The 17,122-nt window shown below is 65.6% G+C and carries 14 protein-coding genes; 6 read left to right on the forward strand and 8 right to left on the reverse strand.

Translation table 11 applies throughout. The features are described from left to right. Positions 1 to 99: 99 nt before the first annotated feature. The 4 genes from GV368_RS07870 (at position 100) to GV368_RS07885 (ending at position 5,940) form a co-directional block, all read left to right on the forward strand. Positions 100 to 3,690 (forward strand): indolepyruvate ferredoxin oxidoreductase family protein, encoded by a 3,591-nt coding sequence (locus GV368_RS07870; RefSeq protein WP_169116123.1) that lies wholly within the window; start codon positions 100 to 102, stop codon positions 3,688 to 3,690. Between the two features lie 43 nt (positions 3,691 to 3,733). Then, positions 3,734 to 4,483, forward strand: a complete 750-nt coding sequence (locus GV368_RS07875; protein ID WP_169116124.1) for a class I SAM-dependent methyltransferase — start codon at positions 3,734 to 3,736, stop codon at positions 4,481 to 4,483. A gap of 110 nt (positions 4,484 to 4,593) precedes the next feature. Continuing rightward, positions 4,594 to 5,289, forward strand: coding sequence for a nucleotide-binding protein (locus tag GV368_RS07880; protein WP_142809391.1), 696 nt, complete (start codon positions 4,594 to 4,596; stop codon positions 5,287 to 5,289). Positions 5,290 to 5,361: 72 nt separating this feature from the next. Beyond that, positions 5,362 to 5,940, forward strand: a complete 579-nt coding sequence (locus tag GV368_RS07885) for a PhaM family polyhydroxyalkanoate granule multifunctional regulatory protein (RefSeq protein ID WP_169116125.1) — start codon at positions 5,362 to 5,364, stop codon at positions 5,938 to 5,940. On the opposite strand, the gene GV368_RS07890 is transcribed toward GV368_RS07885, so the two are convergent. From GV368_RS07890 to GV368_RS07925, 8 genes are all read right to left on the reverse strand, one after another. Further along, on the reverse strand, positions 5,937 to 7,019 hold the full coding sequence (locus tag GV368_RS07890; protein WP_206673350.1) for a CaiB/BaiF CoA transferase family protein: 1,083 nt from the start codon (positions 7,017 to 7,019) through the stop codon (positions 5,937 to 5,939). The two genes, GV368_RS07885 and GV368_RS07890, sit on opposite strands and share 4 nt — an antisense overlap. Then, a complete protein-coding gene (locus GV368_RS07895; RefSeq protein WP_169116126.1) occupies positions 7,012 to 8,274 on the reverse strand; it encodes a phenylacetate--CoA ligase family protein in 1,263 nt (420 codons plus the stop codon). Before GV368_RS07895 ends, GV368_RS07890 begins: the two co-directional genes overlap by 8 nt. Before the next feature lie 12 nt (positions 8,275 to 8,286). Continuing rightward, positions 8,287 to 9,120, reverse strand: coding sequence for an ABC transporter ATP-binding protein (locus GV368_RS07900; RefSeq protein WP_142803882.1), 834 nt, complete (start codon positions 9,118 to 9,120; stop codon positions 8,287 to 8,289). A gap of 71 nt (positions 9,121 to 9,191) precedes the next feature. Then, positions 9,192 to 10,523, reverse strand: a complete 1,332-nt coding sequence (locus GV368_RS07905) for an ABC transporter substrate-binding protein (protein WP_142809395.1) — start codon at positions 10,521 to 10,523, stop codon at positions 9,192 to 9,194. Between the two features lie 51 nt (positions 10,524 to 10,574). Further along, positions 10,575 to 11,642 (reverse strand): branched-chain amino acid ABC transporter permease, encoded by a 1,068-nt coding sequence (locus tag GV368_RS07910; RefSeq protein WP_169116127.1) that lies wholly within the window; start codon positions 11,640 to 11,642, stop codon positions 10,575 to 10,577. 21 nt (positions 11,643 to 11,663) lie between these two features. Next, positions 11,664 to 12,590, reverse strand: coding sequence for a branched-chain amino acid ABC transporter permease (locus GV368_RS07915; RefSeq protein ID WP_169116128.1), 927 nt, complete (start codon positions 12,588 to 12,590; stop codon positions 11,664 to 11,666). 13 nt (positions 12,591 to 12,603) lie between these two features. Further along, positions 12,604 to 13,389, reverse strand: coding sequence for an ABC transporter ATP-binding protein (locus tag GV368_RS07920; protein WP_169116129.1), 786 nt, complete (start codon positions 13,387 to 13,389; stop codon positions 12,604 to 12,606). Positions 13,390 to 13,400: 11 nt separating this feature from the next. Then, a complete protein-coding gene (locus tag GV368_RS07925; RefSeq protein WP_169116130.1) occupies positions 13,401 to 15,380 on the reverse strand; it encodes an AMP-dependent synthetase/ligase in 1,980 nt (659 codons plus the stop codon). Between the two features lie 247 nt (positions 15,381 to 15,627). Between GV368_RS07925 and GV368_RS11150 the strand changes: the two genes are divergently transcribed. Together GV368_RS11150 and GV368_RS07935 are read left to right on the forward strand one after the other, a co-directional pair. Then, on the forward strand, positions 15,628 to 16,329 hold the full coding sequence (locus tag GV368_RS11150; protein ID WP_206673351.1) for an energy transducer TonB: 702 nt from the start codon (positions 15,628 to 15,630) through the stop codon (positions 16,327 to 16,329). Between the two features lie 19 nt (positions 16,330 to 16,348). Then, positions 16,349 to 17,116, forward strand: a complete 768-nt coding sequence (locus GV368_RS07935; RefSeq protein ID WP_169116131.1) for a MotA/TolQ/ExbB proton channel family protein — start codon at positions 16,349 to 16,351, stop codon at positions 17,114 to 17,116. Positions 17,117 to 17,122 lie beyond the last annotated feature (6 nt).

Consider the following 17,122-nt stretch of genomic DNA (forward strand, 5'->3'; position numbering starts at 1 on the left):
AAGCTGAAATGCAAAGGGGCGCCTACCCACGCGCCCGATCGCATGGACCCCCGCCGACTCGCCACGAGCGAACCCGGCGGATGAACGGAGGAGACACCGATGGCCAGCACCCCTGCCACCACGCCCGCCGTGGCCGCCCCCCTTGCGTCGCTCGACGACCGCTATCGCGTCACTGGACGCGTCTATCTCACCGGCTACCAGGCACTCGTGCGCCTGCTGCTCATCCAGCGTGAGCGCGACGAAGCCGCCGGGCTCAACACGGCCGGCTTCGTCTCCGGCTACCGGGGCTCGCCGCTCGGCGGACTCGATCAGACCTTGTGGCGCGCCAAGGAACATCTACGCTCGCATCACGTCGTCTTCCAGCCCGGCGTCAATGAAGATCTCGCCGCCACCGCCGTCTGGGGCACCCAGCAAGTGGGGCTCTTTCCCGGAGCCAAATACGACGGCGTCTTCGCCATGTGGTACGGCAAGGGACCGGGGGTCGATCGCTGCGGCGACGTCTTCCGCCATGCCAATGCCGCCGGCACTTCGCGCTTCGGTGGCGTGCTTGCCGTGGCCGGCGACGACCATGCCGCCAAGTCCTCCACGCTACCGCACCAGACCGACCACGTCTTCAAGGCGCTGATGATGCCGGTGCTCGCCCCGGCCGGCGTGCAGGAATACCTCGACCTGGGCATCCACGGTTACGCCCTGTCGCGCTACTGCGGCTGCTGGGTGGCCTTCAAGGCCCTCGCCGACACGGTGGAAACCTCGGCCTCGATCGACGTCGATCCCTTCCGCATCGAAACACGCATCCCCGAGGACTTCCCCCTGCCGCCCGACGGGCTCAACATCCGCTGGCCCGATCCGCCGCTGGTGCAGGAGAAACGGCTGCTGCACCACAAGCTCTACGCCGCGCTCGCCTACTGCCGCGCCAACGGGCTCAATCACGTGGTCATCGATTCGCCGCAGCCGCGCCTGGGCATCATCACCTCCGGCAAAGCCTATCTGGACGTGCGCCAGGCGCTCGACGATCTGGGCATCGACGAGGAGCTCGCCGCCCGAATCGGCATTCGTGTCTACAAAGTCGGCATGGTCTGGCCACTCGAGGCCGAAGGCGTGCGCCGCTTCGCCGAAGGGCTCGAGGAGATCCTCGTCGTCGAGGAGAAACGCCAACTCATCGAATACCAACTCAAGGAAGAACTCTACAACTGGCGTGAGGACGTGCGCCCGCGAGTGATCGGCAAATTCGACGAAAAAGGTGAATGGGCGCACATCCTGCGCCCCGATGGCAAAGTGGACCACGGTCAGTGGCTGTTGCCTGCCGCGGGGGAGCTCAACCCGTCGCAGATCGCCCGGGTGATCGCCCAGCGCATCGCGCGTTTCTACACCTCCGAGCGCATCCGCGAGCGCCTGGCCTTCCTCGACGCGAGCGAACGCGCCCTCACCGTTCGCCCTCCCGTCGCTGAGCGCGTCCCCACTTTCTGCCCCGGATGCCCGCACAACACCTCCACGCACGTGCCGGAAGGAAGCCGTGCCGTGGCCGGCATCGGCTGTCATTACATGGTCACCTGGATGCCCGAACGACGCACGGCCACGTTCACCCACATGGGCGGAGAGGGCGTCCCCTGGGTCGGTCAAGCCCCTTTCACCGAAGAGCGCCACCTCTTCGCCAACATGGGCGATGGCACCTACTTCCACTCAGGCATCCTCGCCATCCGCCAGGCGGTGGCCGCCGGAGTCAATATCACCTACAAGATCCTCTTCAACGATGCCGTGGCCATGACCGGCGGGCAGCCGGTCGATGGCCCGCTCACCGTGCCGATGCTCGTCAAGCAACTGCAAGCCGAAGGCGTGGCCAACGTGGTGGTGGTCACCGACGGCACGGCGCGCCCCTACGGGCCGGCGGATCTGCGCCACGTCCCGATTCGGCACCGCGACGAGCTCGACGCGATCCAGCGCGAATTGCGCCAACTTCCGGGCGTCTCGGCCATCGTCTACGACCAGACCTGCGCCGCCGAGAAGCGGCGTCGGCGCAAGCGCGGCCTCTACCCCGATCCGCCAAAGCGCGTCTTCATCCACGAGGCGGTGTGCGAAGGGTGCGGCGACTGCACGGTGCACTCGAACTGCGTGGCCGTCGTTCCGGTGGAGACCGAATTCGGGCGCAAACGGCGCATCGACCAATCCAATTGCAACAAGGACTACAGCTGCCTCAAAGGCTTCTGCCCCAGTTTCGTGACCATCGAAGGCGGGCGGCCGCGCAAGGGCAAGGCGCTCGCCGACGAACCGGGTCGCTTTCCCCTGCCGCCCGAGCCGACCCTGCCCGGGCTCGCATCGCCCTGGAACCTGCTCGTGACCGGCGTGGGCGGCACGGGCGTCATCACCATCGGCGCGCTCATCGGCATGGCGGCGCACCTCGACGGCAAGGGCGTCACCGTGCTCGACATGACGGGGCTCGCGCAGAAGAACGGCTCGGTCTTCAGCCACATCCGCATCGCCGCCACCCCGCAAGACTTGCACGCGGTGCGCATCGCCGCCGGGGCGGCCGATGCGATCATCGGCGGCGACCTCATCGTGACGGCGAGCGCCGAGGCGCTCACCAAGATGGCCCCGGGGCGCACGCGCGTGGTCACCAACGCCGCCGAGATTCCCACCATCGACTTCCTGCGCAATCCCGACTGGCGCTTCTCGGCCCAGGAGATGCAAGCGCGCATTCGTGAGCGCGTGGGCGAGGCCCCGGCCGAATTCCTCGACGCCACGGGGCTCGCGACCCGGCTCATGGGCGACGCCATCGCCACCAATCTCTTCCTGCTGGGCTACGCCTGGCAGAAAGGCTGGGTGCCGGTGAGCCACGAATCGCTCATGCGGGCGATCGAATTGAACGGCGTGGCCATCGACATGAACCGCGCCGCCTTCCTCTGGGGGCGGCGCATGGCCCACGACCCGCAGGCGGTGCTCGACTTCGCCCGCCCCGAAGCCGAGCCCGAAGCGCGCTTTGCCCGCACGCTCGACGAAGTGATCGAGCGGCGCGCGGCCTATCTCGTCGACTACCAGGACGAAGCCTACGCCGAGCGCTATCGCCGGCTGGTGGAACGCGTACGCGCCGCCGAGCGTGCGCTGCGCGGCACCCCTGCCGAAGAGACGCCTGGCACGATGCCGCTCACCGACGCCGTGGCCCGCTCCTACTTCAAGCTGCTGGCGATCAAGGACGAATACGAAGTGGCGCGCCTCTACTGCGACCCCACATTCTGGCAGAAGCTGGAAGCGCGCTTCGAAGGCCCGTTCGAAGTGCACTTCCACCTCGCCCCGCCGCTCCTCGCCCGCCCCGACCCCGTCACCGGCCTCATTGCCAAGCGCGAGTACGGCCCGGCCATGCGCCACGCCTTCGCGCTGCTCGCCAAGATGAAACGCTTGCGCGGCACGGTGCTCGACCCCTTCGCCCGCACCGAGGAGCGGCGCTGGGAGCGCGCCCTCATCACCGAATTCGAAGGCGACGTGGAGCGGGTCTTGCGCGAACTCGACGCCGAGCGGCTGGCGCTCGCCACCGAGCTGCTCGCCCTGCCGCAGCGTATCCGTGGGTTCGGGCACGTCAAGCGGGCCCAGGGCGAAGAAGCCGAACGCCGCCGCGCCGTGTTGTGGCGGCGGTGGCAGGAAATCGGCAAAGCCGGCGCGACGGAGCCTTCTGCGGCAGGACAGCCCGTGCCGGCTTGAGCACCGAAGCACACGAGGCGGCACGAGGTAGTATCATGAAAGCATGACGTTCCGCCTCTCGCGCTCGCCGCTCCTTGCCGCGGCGCTGGCCCAGCTGCTGGGCTGGCTGCTCGCCTTCGTCGCCGCGCATCTTGGCCTCGTGGCCGGGCTGTGGCCGCTCCTCGCCTTGCAGGCGCTCGCGGCTGCAGGGATCGCCGCGTCCTTGCGCAGCCCCTGGTGGTGGATCCTCTTTCAGCTCATTTTCTCCCCTGCCCTCGTGCTCCTGCATGGCTTGGGGCTCGCGCCGGGGTGGTACCTCGCGGCCTTCGTGCTGCTCGCCCTCGTCTTCGGCAACCCGACGCGCGCCCGGGTGCCCCTTTTCCTGTCGCACCGCGCCACGGTGGATGCGCTCGCGGCGCTGCTGCCCGCCGATCGTCCTTTCCATTTCCTCGACGTGGGCAGCGGCACGGGCCGCGTCGCCGTCGCGCTTGCCCGCGCTTTTCCTCGAGGCGAATTCACCGGTATCGAGCAGGCGGTCCTGCCGCACCTGATCGCACGCTGGCGCGGCCGCGGCCTGCCAAACCTGCATCTGCGTCGAGGCGATGCCTTCGCGCTGCCTTGGGCAGGATACGACGTGCTCTACGCCTTCCTCTCACCCGTGCCCATGCCCGACTTGTGGCGCAAGGCTCGAGCGGAACTCCCGCCGGGATCGCTGGTCTGCAGCAACGAGTTCCCCATCCCCGGGATCGTGCCCGAAGCCCACATCGTGCCGCAAGGTACCCATCGTCCTCTCTGGCTCTACCGGGTGGGGTAACGCAGGAATTGGGGAATTGACGGGAGAGGTGGGCGCTATTTTCCTCAAGAGTCGGTGCGTATCTGCCGATAATCCTGCCAAGGCTGCCCTCCACCACGAGGCTCTTCGTCATGGCGATCCTGATTGCGATCATCGGCAACAAAGGCGGCACCGGCAAGACCACGCTCTCGCACCTGCTCTGCCACGGGCTGGGGCTGCTTGGCCGGCGCTCGGCCTGCGTGCTCACCGATACCACCCGTCAGCCACTCGACCCGCGCGGGCGACGCTACGTCATCGCCGACGCGCGCTCGCTCGACACGCTCAAGCGCATCATCGACAAGCTGCGCCCGCTGGATGACTGGATCGGCGTGATCGACGGTGGCGGCAACCGCCCCGACGTCGACCGGCGCCTCTATGCCCTGTCCGACCTCGTGTTGCTGCCGTTTCGCGAGTCGCACGAGGACATCCGCACGGTCACCGCCGACCTCGAGCAGTTCCCCCGCGCCTATGCTGTGCCCAGCCAGTGGCCGGTCAATGTCTGGCAGCGCGAGGCCGCCGATCGCGCGGTGGCCCAGCTGATGGCGCCTTACCTCGGCCGCATCCTGCGCCCCGTACCAGCAGTCTCGGCAACCAAGCTGTTGCTGCAAAAGCACCTGCCGGCACAACTTCCCACCCCCCTCAACAACACCGCCCGGGCCTTCGCCCGCCAGCTGCTGGAAGTGCTCGATCTCGGCCGTGAGCTCCCCTCCTCATTCGACGAAGCAGAAGGTGAAGAAATCTACGAAGGCATTCCCGAAGAGGAAATGCCCTTGCGCCTCAGGCGCTGAAGTTCGCATCGCGCTACAATGCCATGAGAGAACAGCGGCTCATAGCGCAACACGCGACCGGAGAGGAAGACCATGACGCAGAATTTCTTCGAGGGTAATGACCCTTTCGCCTTCTTGCGGCAGATGTGCGCCAACATCGGCGTGCCGGTTCCGGGAATGGTGTTTCCGACGATGGATCTCGCCGACGTCGAGCGGCGCATCGCCGAATTCAAGGCGGTGGAGCAATGGCTGCAGATGAACCTGAGCACCCTGCAGATGACGCGTCAATCGCTGGAGATGCAGCGCGTCGCCATCCTCTCGCTCACGCAGATGGGCACGGCGAGTCAGGCCGCGGCGGCGGAAGCGGCCACCACCCCGGCCGGCAACCCCTTCGAGGCCATGGCACAGCTGTGGCAGACGATGCAGCAGGCCGCCCAGCAAACGGTCGAGGCCACCGCCACCGCCACCCAGGCGGCACATCAGGCCTTTGCTCAGCCCCCCTCGCCACCACCGCAAGCAGCCGATTCAACGGTCGCCCGGACTGCCGCAGAAACAGGACGGGAAGCCTCTCCTGCGCCTGACTCGTCTGCGGCGCCCAAACCCAAGCCGGCGCGACGGCGTCAGAAAACCGCGCCCTCGCCGAAAGGAGATAGCGGGAAAGAAGGTACCTAACCCCGCCGTACCCGCAGCGGCGAACGGGGCCAGGGGCCGCCTTCTTCCGCGGCTTTCAGCGCCTTCCGCTCCCGGAAGAGCGGATGCTCCAGCGTTTCCTCGGGCGCAAGCACCGGCGTGACACAGCAATCGTGCGGCGCGAAGAACGCCGCCCATTCGTCGCGCGTGCGCGTGCGCAGCACCGCCGCCAGTTCCGCCTTGGCCTTGACCCCTTCCTCGCCCACGGCGCGATGAAAAGGAACGAGATCGGGTCGTCCGATCGCCTCACACAACCGCACCCAAAATTTCTCTTCCAGTGCCCCCACGGCGAGATGCCGCCCGTCGGCGGTTTCATACACCCCGTAGCACGGCACCCCACCAGTGAGCAAGCCCTCACCCCGCGGCTCGCTGCGCCCCTCGACCAGGGCTTGCGCCAGAGGAAAGACCAGATGCGCCCAGCTGGCCTCGGTCATGGAGAGGTCGACATGGGCACCGACCCCGTCGCGCCGCGCCGCATGCACCGCAGCGACCGTGGCGAGCGCCGCATGCAGCGCCCCGCCCAGCAGGTCGGCGATCTGCAGATTGCACTGCGCGGGCGGCCCACCGGCCGTGCCGGTCTGGTGCAGCACCCCGGCGAGCGCCAGATAGTTGATGTCGTGCCCCGCCGCCTGCGCCATCGGGCCATCCTGACCATAGCCGGAAATGGACACCAGCACGATGCGCGGATTGAGACTGCGCATGGCCTCGAACCCCAGGCCGAGCCGCTCGAGCACGCCGGGACGGAAACCTTCGATCACGGCGTCGGCTTCGCGCAGGCGCGCCTCGAACCACGCCCGACCTTCTTCGCTCTTGAGGTCGATGCGGTGGATTTCCTTGCGTCCGTTGATACTTCGATAGAAAAAGGACGTTGCATCACCCGCTCGTCGAACCCCCATGCGCGCCGCGTCGTCCCCCTGCGGCGGCTCGACCTTGATCACGCGTGCACCAAGCTCGGCCAAATGCCAAGCAGCCATCGGCCCCGGCAACAGGAGCGAGAGATCGAGCACCGTCATGCCCCCGAGCAAGGGCAAGGTTCGTTTCTGCGGTTCGGTTTCAGTCATATTTTCTCCGATCGTCGATCACTTTACCATCATTGGGCAGACTACCCGGTGGCACGAAGCGTACTTCGCCGCGCAGCTTGGTGATTTCACGCAGCGTCGTCTCGATCGCCAGGCGCAATCCCTCGTCACCTCCCGCCACTTCGCATTCGAGGATCATGACGTCGGACAAGTTCGGGTTCTCGACCACCAGCCGGGCCCGCCGCACTTCGGGATGGCGTGAGGCCACCGCCAGCACCTGCGAGGGATGCACGAACATCCCTTTGACCTTGGTCGTCTGATCCGCCCGCCCGAGCCAACCGCGGATGCGTGTGTTCGTGCGCCCGCAGGGCGAGATGCCAGGGAGGATGGCCGAGAGATCCCCGGTGCCGAAGCGGATCAGAGGATAGACCGGATTGAAGGTGGTGACCACCACTTCCCCCACCTCGCCCTCGGGCACCGGTTCGCTCCCGCCCGGGCGCACGATCTCGACGATCACGTCCTCGTCTAGCACCAGCCCCTCGCGCGCCTCCGTCTCGTACGCGACGAGCCCCAAGTCGGCGGTGGCGTAGCCCTGATAGGCGTCGATACCGGCTTCGGCCACCTCGCGCTGCAGAGCCGGGGGGAACGCCTCGCCGGAGACCAAGGCCTTGCGCAAGGACAACGGCACGCCCGCCTCGCGGCACTTGTGGATCAAGATGCGCAGGAAGGAAGGAGTCCCGGTGTAGGCATTCGGTTTCAGGTCGGCGATCGCCTGTACCTGCAGTTCGGTCTGCCCGACCCCGGCGGGGAAGACCGTACAGCCGAGTGCATGGGCGCCGGTCTCCATCATGCTGCCCGCCGGCGTCATGTGGTAGGAAAAAGTGTTCTGTACCAGATCCCCCTCGGCGAACCCGGCGGCAAAAAGAGCGCGCGCCATGCGGTAATGATCCGGCCGGTTGCCCTCGGGCTCGTAGATCGGGCCGGGCGAGGCGAACACGCGCAGCACCTCCCGTCCCCAGCCGGCGGCGGCAAAACCGCCGAATGGGCGTTCTCTCTTTTGCAGCTCCAGCAGTTCCGATTTGCGCACCACCGGCAAGCGGGCAAGCGCCGCGCGGGAGGTAATCTCCCGCGGATCGATCCCGGCGAACAACCTCGCGTAGGCCGGCGCACGCGCCTTGGCGTGCGCGATCTGCGCCGGCAATCGTGCGAAGAGCTCCAGCTCACGCCGTTGCGGCGACCAGGTCTCGCGTTCGTCGTAGTGGCGGCGCCGCGCCGCCCGAGTAGTCCCCTTGGTCATGTGTTCTCTCCGTCAGGACAGCCAGCGCTTGCGTCGACGATAATGTTTCACCTCGCGGAAACTCTTGCGTCCCTGTGACGAGAGGCCGAGGTAGAACTCCTTCACGTCCTCGTTCTCACGCAGTTCCCGGGCTTCGCCCTCCATCACCACCCGGCCGTTTTCCAGAATGTAGCCGAAGTTGGCGTAGCGCAGCGCCACCATGGTGTTCTGTTCGGCGAGCAGGAAGCTCACGTTTTCCTTAGCGTTGAGCTCGTGCACGATCTCGAAGATCTCTTCGACCACCTGGGGCGCCAACCCCATGGAGGGTTCGTCGAGCAGGATCATCTCGGGTGCGGCCATCAGAGCCCGGCCGATGGCACACATCTGCTGCTCGCCGCCTGAAGTGTAACCCGCCTGCGACTTGCGCCGCTCCTTGAGCCGGGGAAAATAGTGATAGACGCGCTCGAGCGCCTGGGCGAGCTGCGCGCGCGAAAGCTTGCGCGTATAGGCCCCCGTGAGGAGATTCTCCTCGATGGTGAGGTGCTCGAAACAATGCCGCCCTTCCATCACCTGGATGACCCCGCGGCGCACCAGCTCGTTGGGCGAGAGGGCATCGACGCGCTCTCCCTTGAAACTGACCGAACCCTTGGTCACCTCGCCGCGCTCGGCACGCAGCAGATTGGAGATGGCCTTGAGCGTGGTCGACTTGCCCGCGCCATTGGCGCCGAGCAGCGCGACGACGCCGCCACGCGGCACTTCGAGCGAGACGCCCTTGAGCACCAGGATCACGTGGTCGTAGATCACCTCGACGTTGTTGACGACGAGGTAGGGTTCGCCAACGGCGGCGCGGCCCGCTTCAGCGTTCATCGCACATTGACTCCGGTTTGGGACTAGCCGTACAGGGCGGGCGGCGGCCCGCGAAGGACCGCCGCCGTCGCTCACTGCTCCTTGCTGCAATCACGCGGCGTGATACCTTTTTCCTTGGCGTAGGCCGCCGCCGACTCTTCCACCAGCGCGCGCACCACCTCGCGATCCGGTTCGATCCAGTCGGAGACGGACACCCATTTCTCGCCGTCCCACTGCTGGAAGCGTACCCGGCCGGACCCCTCGTGGTCGGCGCACGACAGCGCCAGCTCGGGCATCAACCCTTTGGCGCCGATCGCCTCCAACCGCTTCTCGTCCAGCCGGAGATTTTCCAGCGCCCAGCGCATCTGCTCACCGTCAACCGGTTGCCCCTTGCCGAATTTCTCCTGGGCGAGGCGCAGCGCTTCCACGTAGATGATCCCGTGCCCCACGCCACGGTTGTAATAGGTACTGCCGACGCGCTTGGGATCTTGCATGTCACCCTGACCCTTGGCATAGACATGCTTCTGGATGTCCTGGATCACAGGGAAATCGGTACCCGCCGGGTTGAACGCTCCGGCCACGAACCCCTTGGCCGCATCGCCCGCCGGTACGACGTCCTCCTCGGCTCCGGCCCACCACCAGCCCACGATACGGTCGGCCGGGAAGCCCGTACGCGCCGCGGTCTTCAGGGCCGTCGGGTTGGAGACGCCATAAGTGAGGAGAATCACGTAGTCGGGCCGCATCTGCCGGATCTGCAGCCACTGCGCCTGCTGCTCGTTGCCGGGCATGGCCACGGCGATCTTCTCGGTGGTAAAGCCCCACTTCTGCGCCAAGCGGTCGAGCACGGGGAAAGGCTCCTTGCCCGGAGCGAAGTCGAGGTAGAGCACGGCGATCTTTTTGCCCTTGAGCTTGTCCATGCCGCCCTCACGCTGCCCGAGATAGCCGACGATGGCCGAGGCTTGCGACCAATAGGTGGCTATCATGGGAAAGACCCAAGGGAATACGCTCCCGTCGGCAGTATCCGAGCGGCCGATCCCGATCGAGAGCAGCGGGATTTTGTCCTGAGGTACGCGCTCGAACACCCCGAAAGTGATGCCGGTAGAGACCGGCGCGAAGAGCACATTGCGCTGGCCTCCCCGCTGTTTGAGCCGTTCGTAGCACTCCACGCCGCGCGCGTTGTTGTATTCCGTCTCGCACTCTTGCCACACGAGCTTGACGCCGTTCACGCCCCCGTCGCGCTCGTTGATGAGCTTCATGTAGTCGATCCAACCGCCGAAGACCCCCGTACCACCGGCCGCATACGGCCCGACCCGGTAGCTCGGCAAGCCGAGGTACTGTTCCGCCGCCTGGGCCGACCCCACGGCAGCCGCGCCCCAGACGGTGCTCGCCGCCACCGCCGCCAACCAGATTTTTTTCAGTTTCATCGCCATGCCTCCTTTCGTGTGGAAAATCCCCGTGCCGTGCGTTCTTCCCGCTCAGTGCGGGAAAGGCCACAGGCGCAGTTTCTCCTTGCCGATCTGCCACAAGCGGGTGAGGCCGTGTGGCTCGACGATCAGGAAGAAGATGATGAGCACGCCGAACACGATCAACTCCAGGTTCGAGGCGAGCGTGGTCGGAACGAGCGCCCCGACCGAAGTATGCATCAGCACGTTGATCCCCACCGGCAGCAGCAGGATGAAGGCCGCCCCGAGAAAGGCGCCCAGCACCGAGCCCATGCCGCCGATGATGATCATGAAGAGAATTTTGAAGGAGAGGTCGAGCCCGAAGCCATCGGGTTCGACCGTCCCCAGATAGGTATAGGCGTACAGCCCGCCAGCGATGCCGCAGTAGAAGGACGAGACGGCAAAAGCCAGCAGCTTGGTCTTCATGAGCGGAATGCCGATCACTTCGGCCGCCACGTCCATGTCGCGCACCGCCATCCACGAGCGGCCGGTGTTGGTGCGCGCGAGGTTCTTCGCCGCCAGCGCGAGGAGCGAAACGATGGCGAGCGTGAGCAGATACTTGCTCACCGGGGTGTCGAAGGCAAATCCCAGGATTTCGATGCGCTGCGCCGAAATGATGCCGGAAGAAGAGTAGTTCGAAAACCAGGGAAACTTGGTCAGGACCCAGATGATGAAAAACTGGGCCGCGAGCGTGGCCATGGCGAGATAGAACCCCTTGATGCGCAGCGAGGGTAGCCCGAAGACGATACCCACGGCCGCCGCGCTCAGCCCGCCGAGGGCGAGCCCGACGAGAAAAGGCAGGCCGTCGAGACGCAGGAGAAAATTGTAGGTGGCATACGCCCCCACCGCCATGAACGCGCCGGTACCCAGCGACAGCTGCCCCGCGTAACCGGTGAGGATGTTGAGCCCCAGGGCTGCGAGCGCGAACACCAGCACCGGCGTGAGCACCGCCTGCAGCCAATATTCGCTGGCCACGAAAGGTACGACGAAGAAAGCGGCCACGACGAGCGTCGCCATCACGATCCGGTCTTGCTTGATCGGAAAAATCTGCTGATCTTCCTCGTAACTCGCTTTGAATTGCCCTGCCTCGCGATAAATCATCCCCAATCCCTCCCGAACCCGTCAGACGCGGTCGATGTGTTTTTCGCCGAAGAGCCCCTCGGGCCGGATCAGCAGGAAGACGAGTGCGAGCACGTAGGGGAACCACGAGTCGATCCCGCCGCCCACGTAAGGCCCGAGATACACTTCGGCCAGTTTTTCACTCGCCCCGATGATGAGCCCACCGACGATGGCGCCGGGCACCGAGGTGAGCCCGCCGAGGATGAGTACCGGCAATGCCTTGAGGGCCGTGAAGGTGAGGGCGAACTGCACACCGTTGCGCGACCCCCACACCAGACCGGCGACGATGGCCACGAACCCGGCCACCGCCCACACGATCACCCAGATGCGCTGCAGCGGGATGCCCACCGACAGCGCCGCCTGGTGATCGTCGGCCACCGCCCGCAGCGCCCGCCCTACTTTGGTATATTGGAAAAAGAACGCAAGCACGGCCACCAGGACGCCGGCTACCGCCGCCGCCACGACGTCGAACTTGGAAATCATCAAATTGTGGCGCTCGAGTAGCCACATCACCGGTTCGTCCGAGATTCCCAGATCGAGACCACGCACCATCGCCCCCCACATGCCCTGAGCCACCCCTTCGATGAGATAGGTGAGCCCAATGGTGGCCATAAAGAGCGTGATCGCCGGCTGATTGACCAGCTTGCGCAGCATGAAACGCTCCACCAGCCAGGCGAGCAGCACCATGATCGCGGCGGTGAGCAGCAGCGCGATCCAGAAAAGCCCCGCCCACTCGGGCGAGAACCCAAACCACTGAGGCAAACGCTCGGTCAGGCCGACGAAAGTGAGCGCCGCAAAAAAGACCATCGCCCCCTGGGCAAAGTTGAACACCCCCGAGGCCTTGAAGATGAGCACGAAACCGAGCGCCACCAAGGCATAGAGCATCCCCGCGAGCAGCCCACCGATGAGCACTTCCAGAAAGAATTGCATCGTCCCTTCTCCCTCAGTGGGCAGCGCCGCCGAGATAAGCTTCGATCACGACCGGGTCGTTGCGCACCTCCTCGGGCGGCCCGTCGCCGATCTTGCGACCGTAATCGAGCACGACCACCCGGTCGGAGATGTCCATCACCACCCCCATGTCGTGCTCGATGAGCACGATGGTGGTCCCCAACTGCTCGTTCACGTCGAGGATGAAGCGGCACATGTCCTGTTTCTCCTCCACGTTCATCCCGGCCATGGGTTCGTCGAGCAAGAGCAGCGAGGGTTCGGCCGCCAGCGCCCGGGCGAGTTCCACCCGTTTTTGTAGTCCATAGGGCAGACGCCCCACCGGCGTCTTGCGGATGTTCTGGATCTCGAGGAAATCGATGATCTCCTCGACACGGCGCCGGTGCGCGATCTCCTCACGTCGACTCGGCCCCCAGTAGAGCGCATTCCACAGGAAGTTGCGCCGCATCAGGAGGTTGCGCCCGGTCATGATGTTGTCGAGCACCGTCATGCCTTTGAAAAGGGCAATGTTCTGGAACGTGCGGGCGATGCCCTGCGCCGCCGCCTCGTGGGGATTCATCCGTCGCCGCTCCTGGCCACGGAAGACGATGCGCCCCTGCTGCGGGTGATAGACGCCATTGATGACGTTGAGCATCGAGCTCTTGCCCGCCCCGTTGGGTCCGATGATCGCGCGGATCTCGCCTTCGCGCACGTCGAAACTGATGTTGGTGAGCGCCTTGACCCCGCCGAACGACAACGAGATGTTCTGCAGATCGAGGATCACGTCGCCGATGACTCGCGCCATTTCCTCCTCCTTCAAGCGTGCACGCGCGGTGAGGACGGGAAGACCTTCGCGTCGCGGATGCGTACATCGGCGGCGATCTTGCCGGTGCGCCCGTCTTCGTACTTGACCGCCGTCTCGATGTATTGGCTGTCCTTGCCGGCATAGAGCGCCTCGACGAGCACGGCATACTTCTCGGAAATGAAACGCCGACGCACCTTGCGCGTGCGGGTGAGCTCCTCGTCGTCGGCATCGAGCTCCTTGTGCAGGATGAGGAAACGCCGGATCTGCGAGCCGCTCATCTGCGGATCGTGGCTCAGGTCTTCATTGACTTCTTCCACGCACTGCTGGATCAAATCGTAGACGGCCGGCTGCTGCGCCAGATCGGTATAGCCCGAATAAGCGAGCCCGCGGCGCTCGGCCCAGTTGCCCACCGCCTCCAGGTCGATGTTGATGAAGGCGGTCACGTAAGGACGGTCGTGCCCGAAAGCCACCGCCTCCTTGATGAGAGGGAAGAACTTGAGCTTGTTCTCGATGAAATTGGGCGCGAACATCGAGCCGTCCTTGAGCCGCCCTACGTCCTTGGCCCGGTCGATGATCTTGAGGTGCCCGTCCTCGTCGAAGAAGCCCGCATCCCCCGTCATGAAATAGCCTTCCTCGTCGAAGGCCTCGGCCGTGTCCTGCGGCCGCTTGTAATAGGCTTTGAGCAGCATCGGACCGCGTACGCGGATCTCGCCGTTGTCGGCGATCTTCACCTCCACCCCCGGCGCGGGTTTGCCCACCGAATCGAGCTTGACCTCCCCGTCTGGCTGCAGGCAGACGTAGGCGCAGGTCTCGGTCTGACCATAGAGCTGCTTGAGGTTGATGCCGATCGAGCGGTAGAAACGGAAGAGATCCGGCCCGATCGCCGCCCCGGCCGTATAGGCCACCCGCAAACGCGACAGGCCCAGCACGTTGCGCAGCGGCCCATAGACCAGGATCTCACCCAAGGCATAGTGCAGGCGCTGCAGCAGCGGCACGGGACGCCCCTCGAGGATCTGGATACCACAGCGCTCGGCCACTTTCATGAAATGGCGAAACATCGCCTGCTTCAAACGGCCGGCATCCTCCATACGGATCCACACCTGGGTGCGCAGGTTCTCGAACACGCGCGGCGGCGCGAAGTAGTACGTTGGCCCGATCTCGCGCAGATCGGTCATCACCGTCTCGCTCGACTCGGGGCAATTGATGGTGAAACCGGCGGCAAAGGCCTGGGCATAGGAGAAGAGATGGTCCCCCACCCAGGCCATCGGCAGATAGGAGAGCACTTCCTCCTTGTCGGTGAGGCGGTCGAACTGTACCCCCCCCATGCCGGCGAAGAGAAAAGCCCGATGCGTCTGGCACACCCCCTTGGGCTTGCCGGTGGTGCCCGAGGTATAGAGCATGACCGAGACGTCGTCACTCTCCCCCTTCTCGATCTCCTCATCGACGAAATCGGGCTGGTTGCGATCGTGGATGCGCCCAGCCTCCAGGAGCTCGTCCAACCCTTGCAGCACCGGCAAGGTGTAGTGGCGCATCCCGCGCGGATCGTCATAGAAGATGCGCTCGAGCGAGGGCAGGCGATCGAGGATCTCGAGGAGCTTGTCGACCTGCTCCTGATCCTCCACCACCGCCATCTTGACCTCGGCGTCCTGCAGCACGTAGGCCATCTCCTCGGCGATCGCATCCTGGTAGAGCAGCACCGGGATGCCACCCAGGCATTGCGCCGCGGCCACCGCCAGGTAGAGGCGGGGCCGGTTGTCACCGACGATGGCCAAACGGTCGCCGCGCCGGAAACCCGCCTCGGCCAGCCCACAGGCGAGCGCGCGCACCTGGGCATAGCACTCCCCCCAGGTGTAGGTCTGCCAGATGCCGTATTCCTTCTCGCGGATCGCCGGCCGGTCGGCGCGCACGCGGGCATGATGCCGCAGCATGCGCGGGAAAGTCTCCAGTCCCGGGATGATCGCAGGGGCATGCGGTTTCGCGCCCTCGGCCATGCCAATCCTCCTCCAATACGATGAGTGTGTAGAGCCCCGCCGTCGTTCTCTTTTTTCGGCGGGGCCGTCTCCCTCCACTCGACGGCTGCATTGTGCCGACGAAGTTTTGCAAGGGTTTGTCACGAACGTAACGTGAATGTAACGACGGATTACCGGATCCCGCGTGACGTGCGAAATATTTTTTTGCACTTGATACTGATTATCGTTTACTATATCATTTGCAAAGAAACGTTTCGCACACCGGATCATGACTCCAGACACTCATCGCGTCATCTCGCCCTGGTCGATTGTCGCCGCCCTCGCGCTGCACGGGGCGATCCTCTACGCTAGCGCACGCGCCCTGCCCGAAGTGCAGGCGCCTGCCGCGGCCCCGATCATGACGCTCGCCTGGGTCGCTCCGTCGCCCGAACCCGCTCCCGCAGCGGCGCCGGCGTCTGCAGCCGAACCCCCTCCGACCCCTCCCAAAGCAAAAGCGCCTGCCCACCCGCAACCCAAATCCCGTGCGACGGCTCGGCCCACCCCAGCGCCACCGCCACCGCAAATGGCAAACGCCGCCCCGGTCCCGTCCACCCCGGCAAACGAGGCGACGGCAGACTCCGCGCCGGCAGCGGACGCTTCCGCCACTGCCCACGGCAGCACCCCGAGCGCCGAAGCCGCGCCTTTCGTCGAACCGCGCTTCGATGCCGCCTACCTCGCCAACCCTCGACCCGCCTATCCCCCCGTCTCACGCCAACTCGGCGAACAAGGGAAGGTGATCCTGCGCGTACTGGTCGGGGCTGACGGGCTGCCTCGCCACGTCGAGCTGGAGCGCTCCTCGGGCTACCCCCGGCTCGACCGGGCCGCGCGCGACGCCGTCGAGCGCTGGAAATTCGTTCCCGCACGCCGCGGCGACACGCCGGTCGAGGCCACGGTACTCGTGCCCATCGCTTTTTCCCTTTCCTCTTCCTGATCTTTGCGGAGCCTTACCCATGAACGAATCCTTACTGCATTTCTTCGCCCAAGGCGACGGCGTGAGCCGCTTCATCTTCCTGCTGCTCGCGCTGCTCTCCGTATCGAGCTGGGCCGTGATCCTCGCCAAAACGGCACTGCACCTGCGTCTGTCGCGGCGAGCCGCCCAGTTTCTGCGCCGATTCTGGAACGCGGGCGATCTGGCCGAGATCGCGCGCGACCTCCGGGAACACGGCGCGATCGATCCCGCCTCGCACCTCGTCCATCACGGCCTCGAAGTTCTGGAGCGCATCGACCGGGCAGGAGAAAACGCCGCGGCACGTCCCGGAGCACTCGGAGAACGAGGCGAGCCGCAGGAACTCCTCACCCGGGCCTTGCGCCGTGCCATCGACGAAGCCCGCGCCCGCGACGAGGCCGGCATGACGCTCCTCGGTACCACCGCCTCCAGTGCCCCCTTCATCGGGCTCTTTGGCACCGTCTGGGGCATTTATCACGCACTGCAGGCGATCGCCGCCAGCGGCAGCGCCTCGCTCGACAAAGTGGCCGGCCCCATCGGTGAAGCCCTGGTGATGACCGGATTCGGTCTGGCCACCGCGATTCCGGCCGCGATCGCGTACAACGCCTTCAGCCGCATCCAGCGCCGCCGCACCCAGGAGCTGGAGTCCTTCGCCTATGACGTCTACACCTTCCTCGTCACCGGCATCAAACGTCCGACGACCCGGTCCGAACCCGCCGTCGTCGCGCTCGGTGTCGACGCCCCTCGCCCTGCCCGCAAGACTGCCTCCTGACGGAGA

This window comes from Tepidiphilus baoligensis, from assembly GCF_012911495.1.
Taxonomy (GTDB): Bacteria; Pseudomonadota; Gammaproteobacteria; order Burkholderiales; family Rhodocyclaceae; genus Tepidiphilus; species Tepidiphilus olei.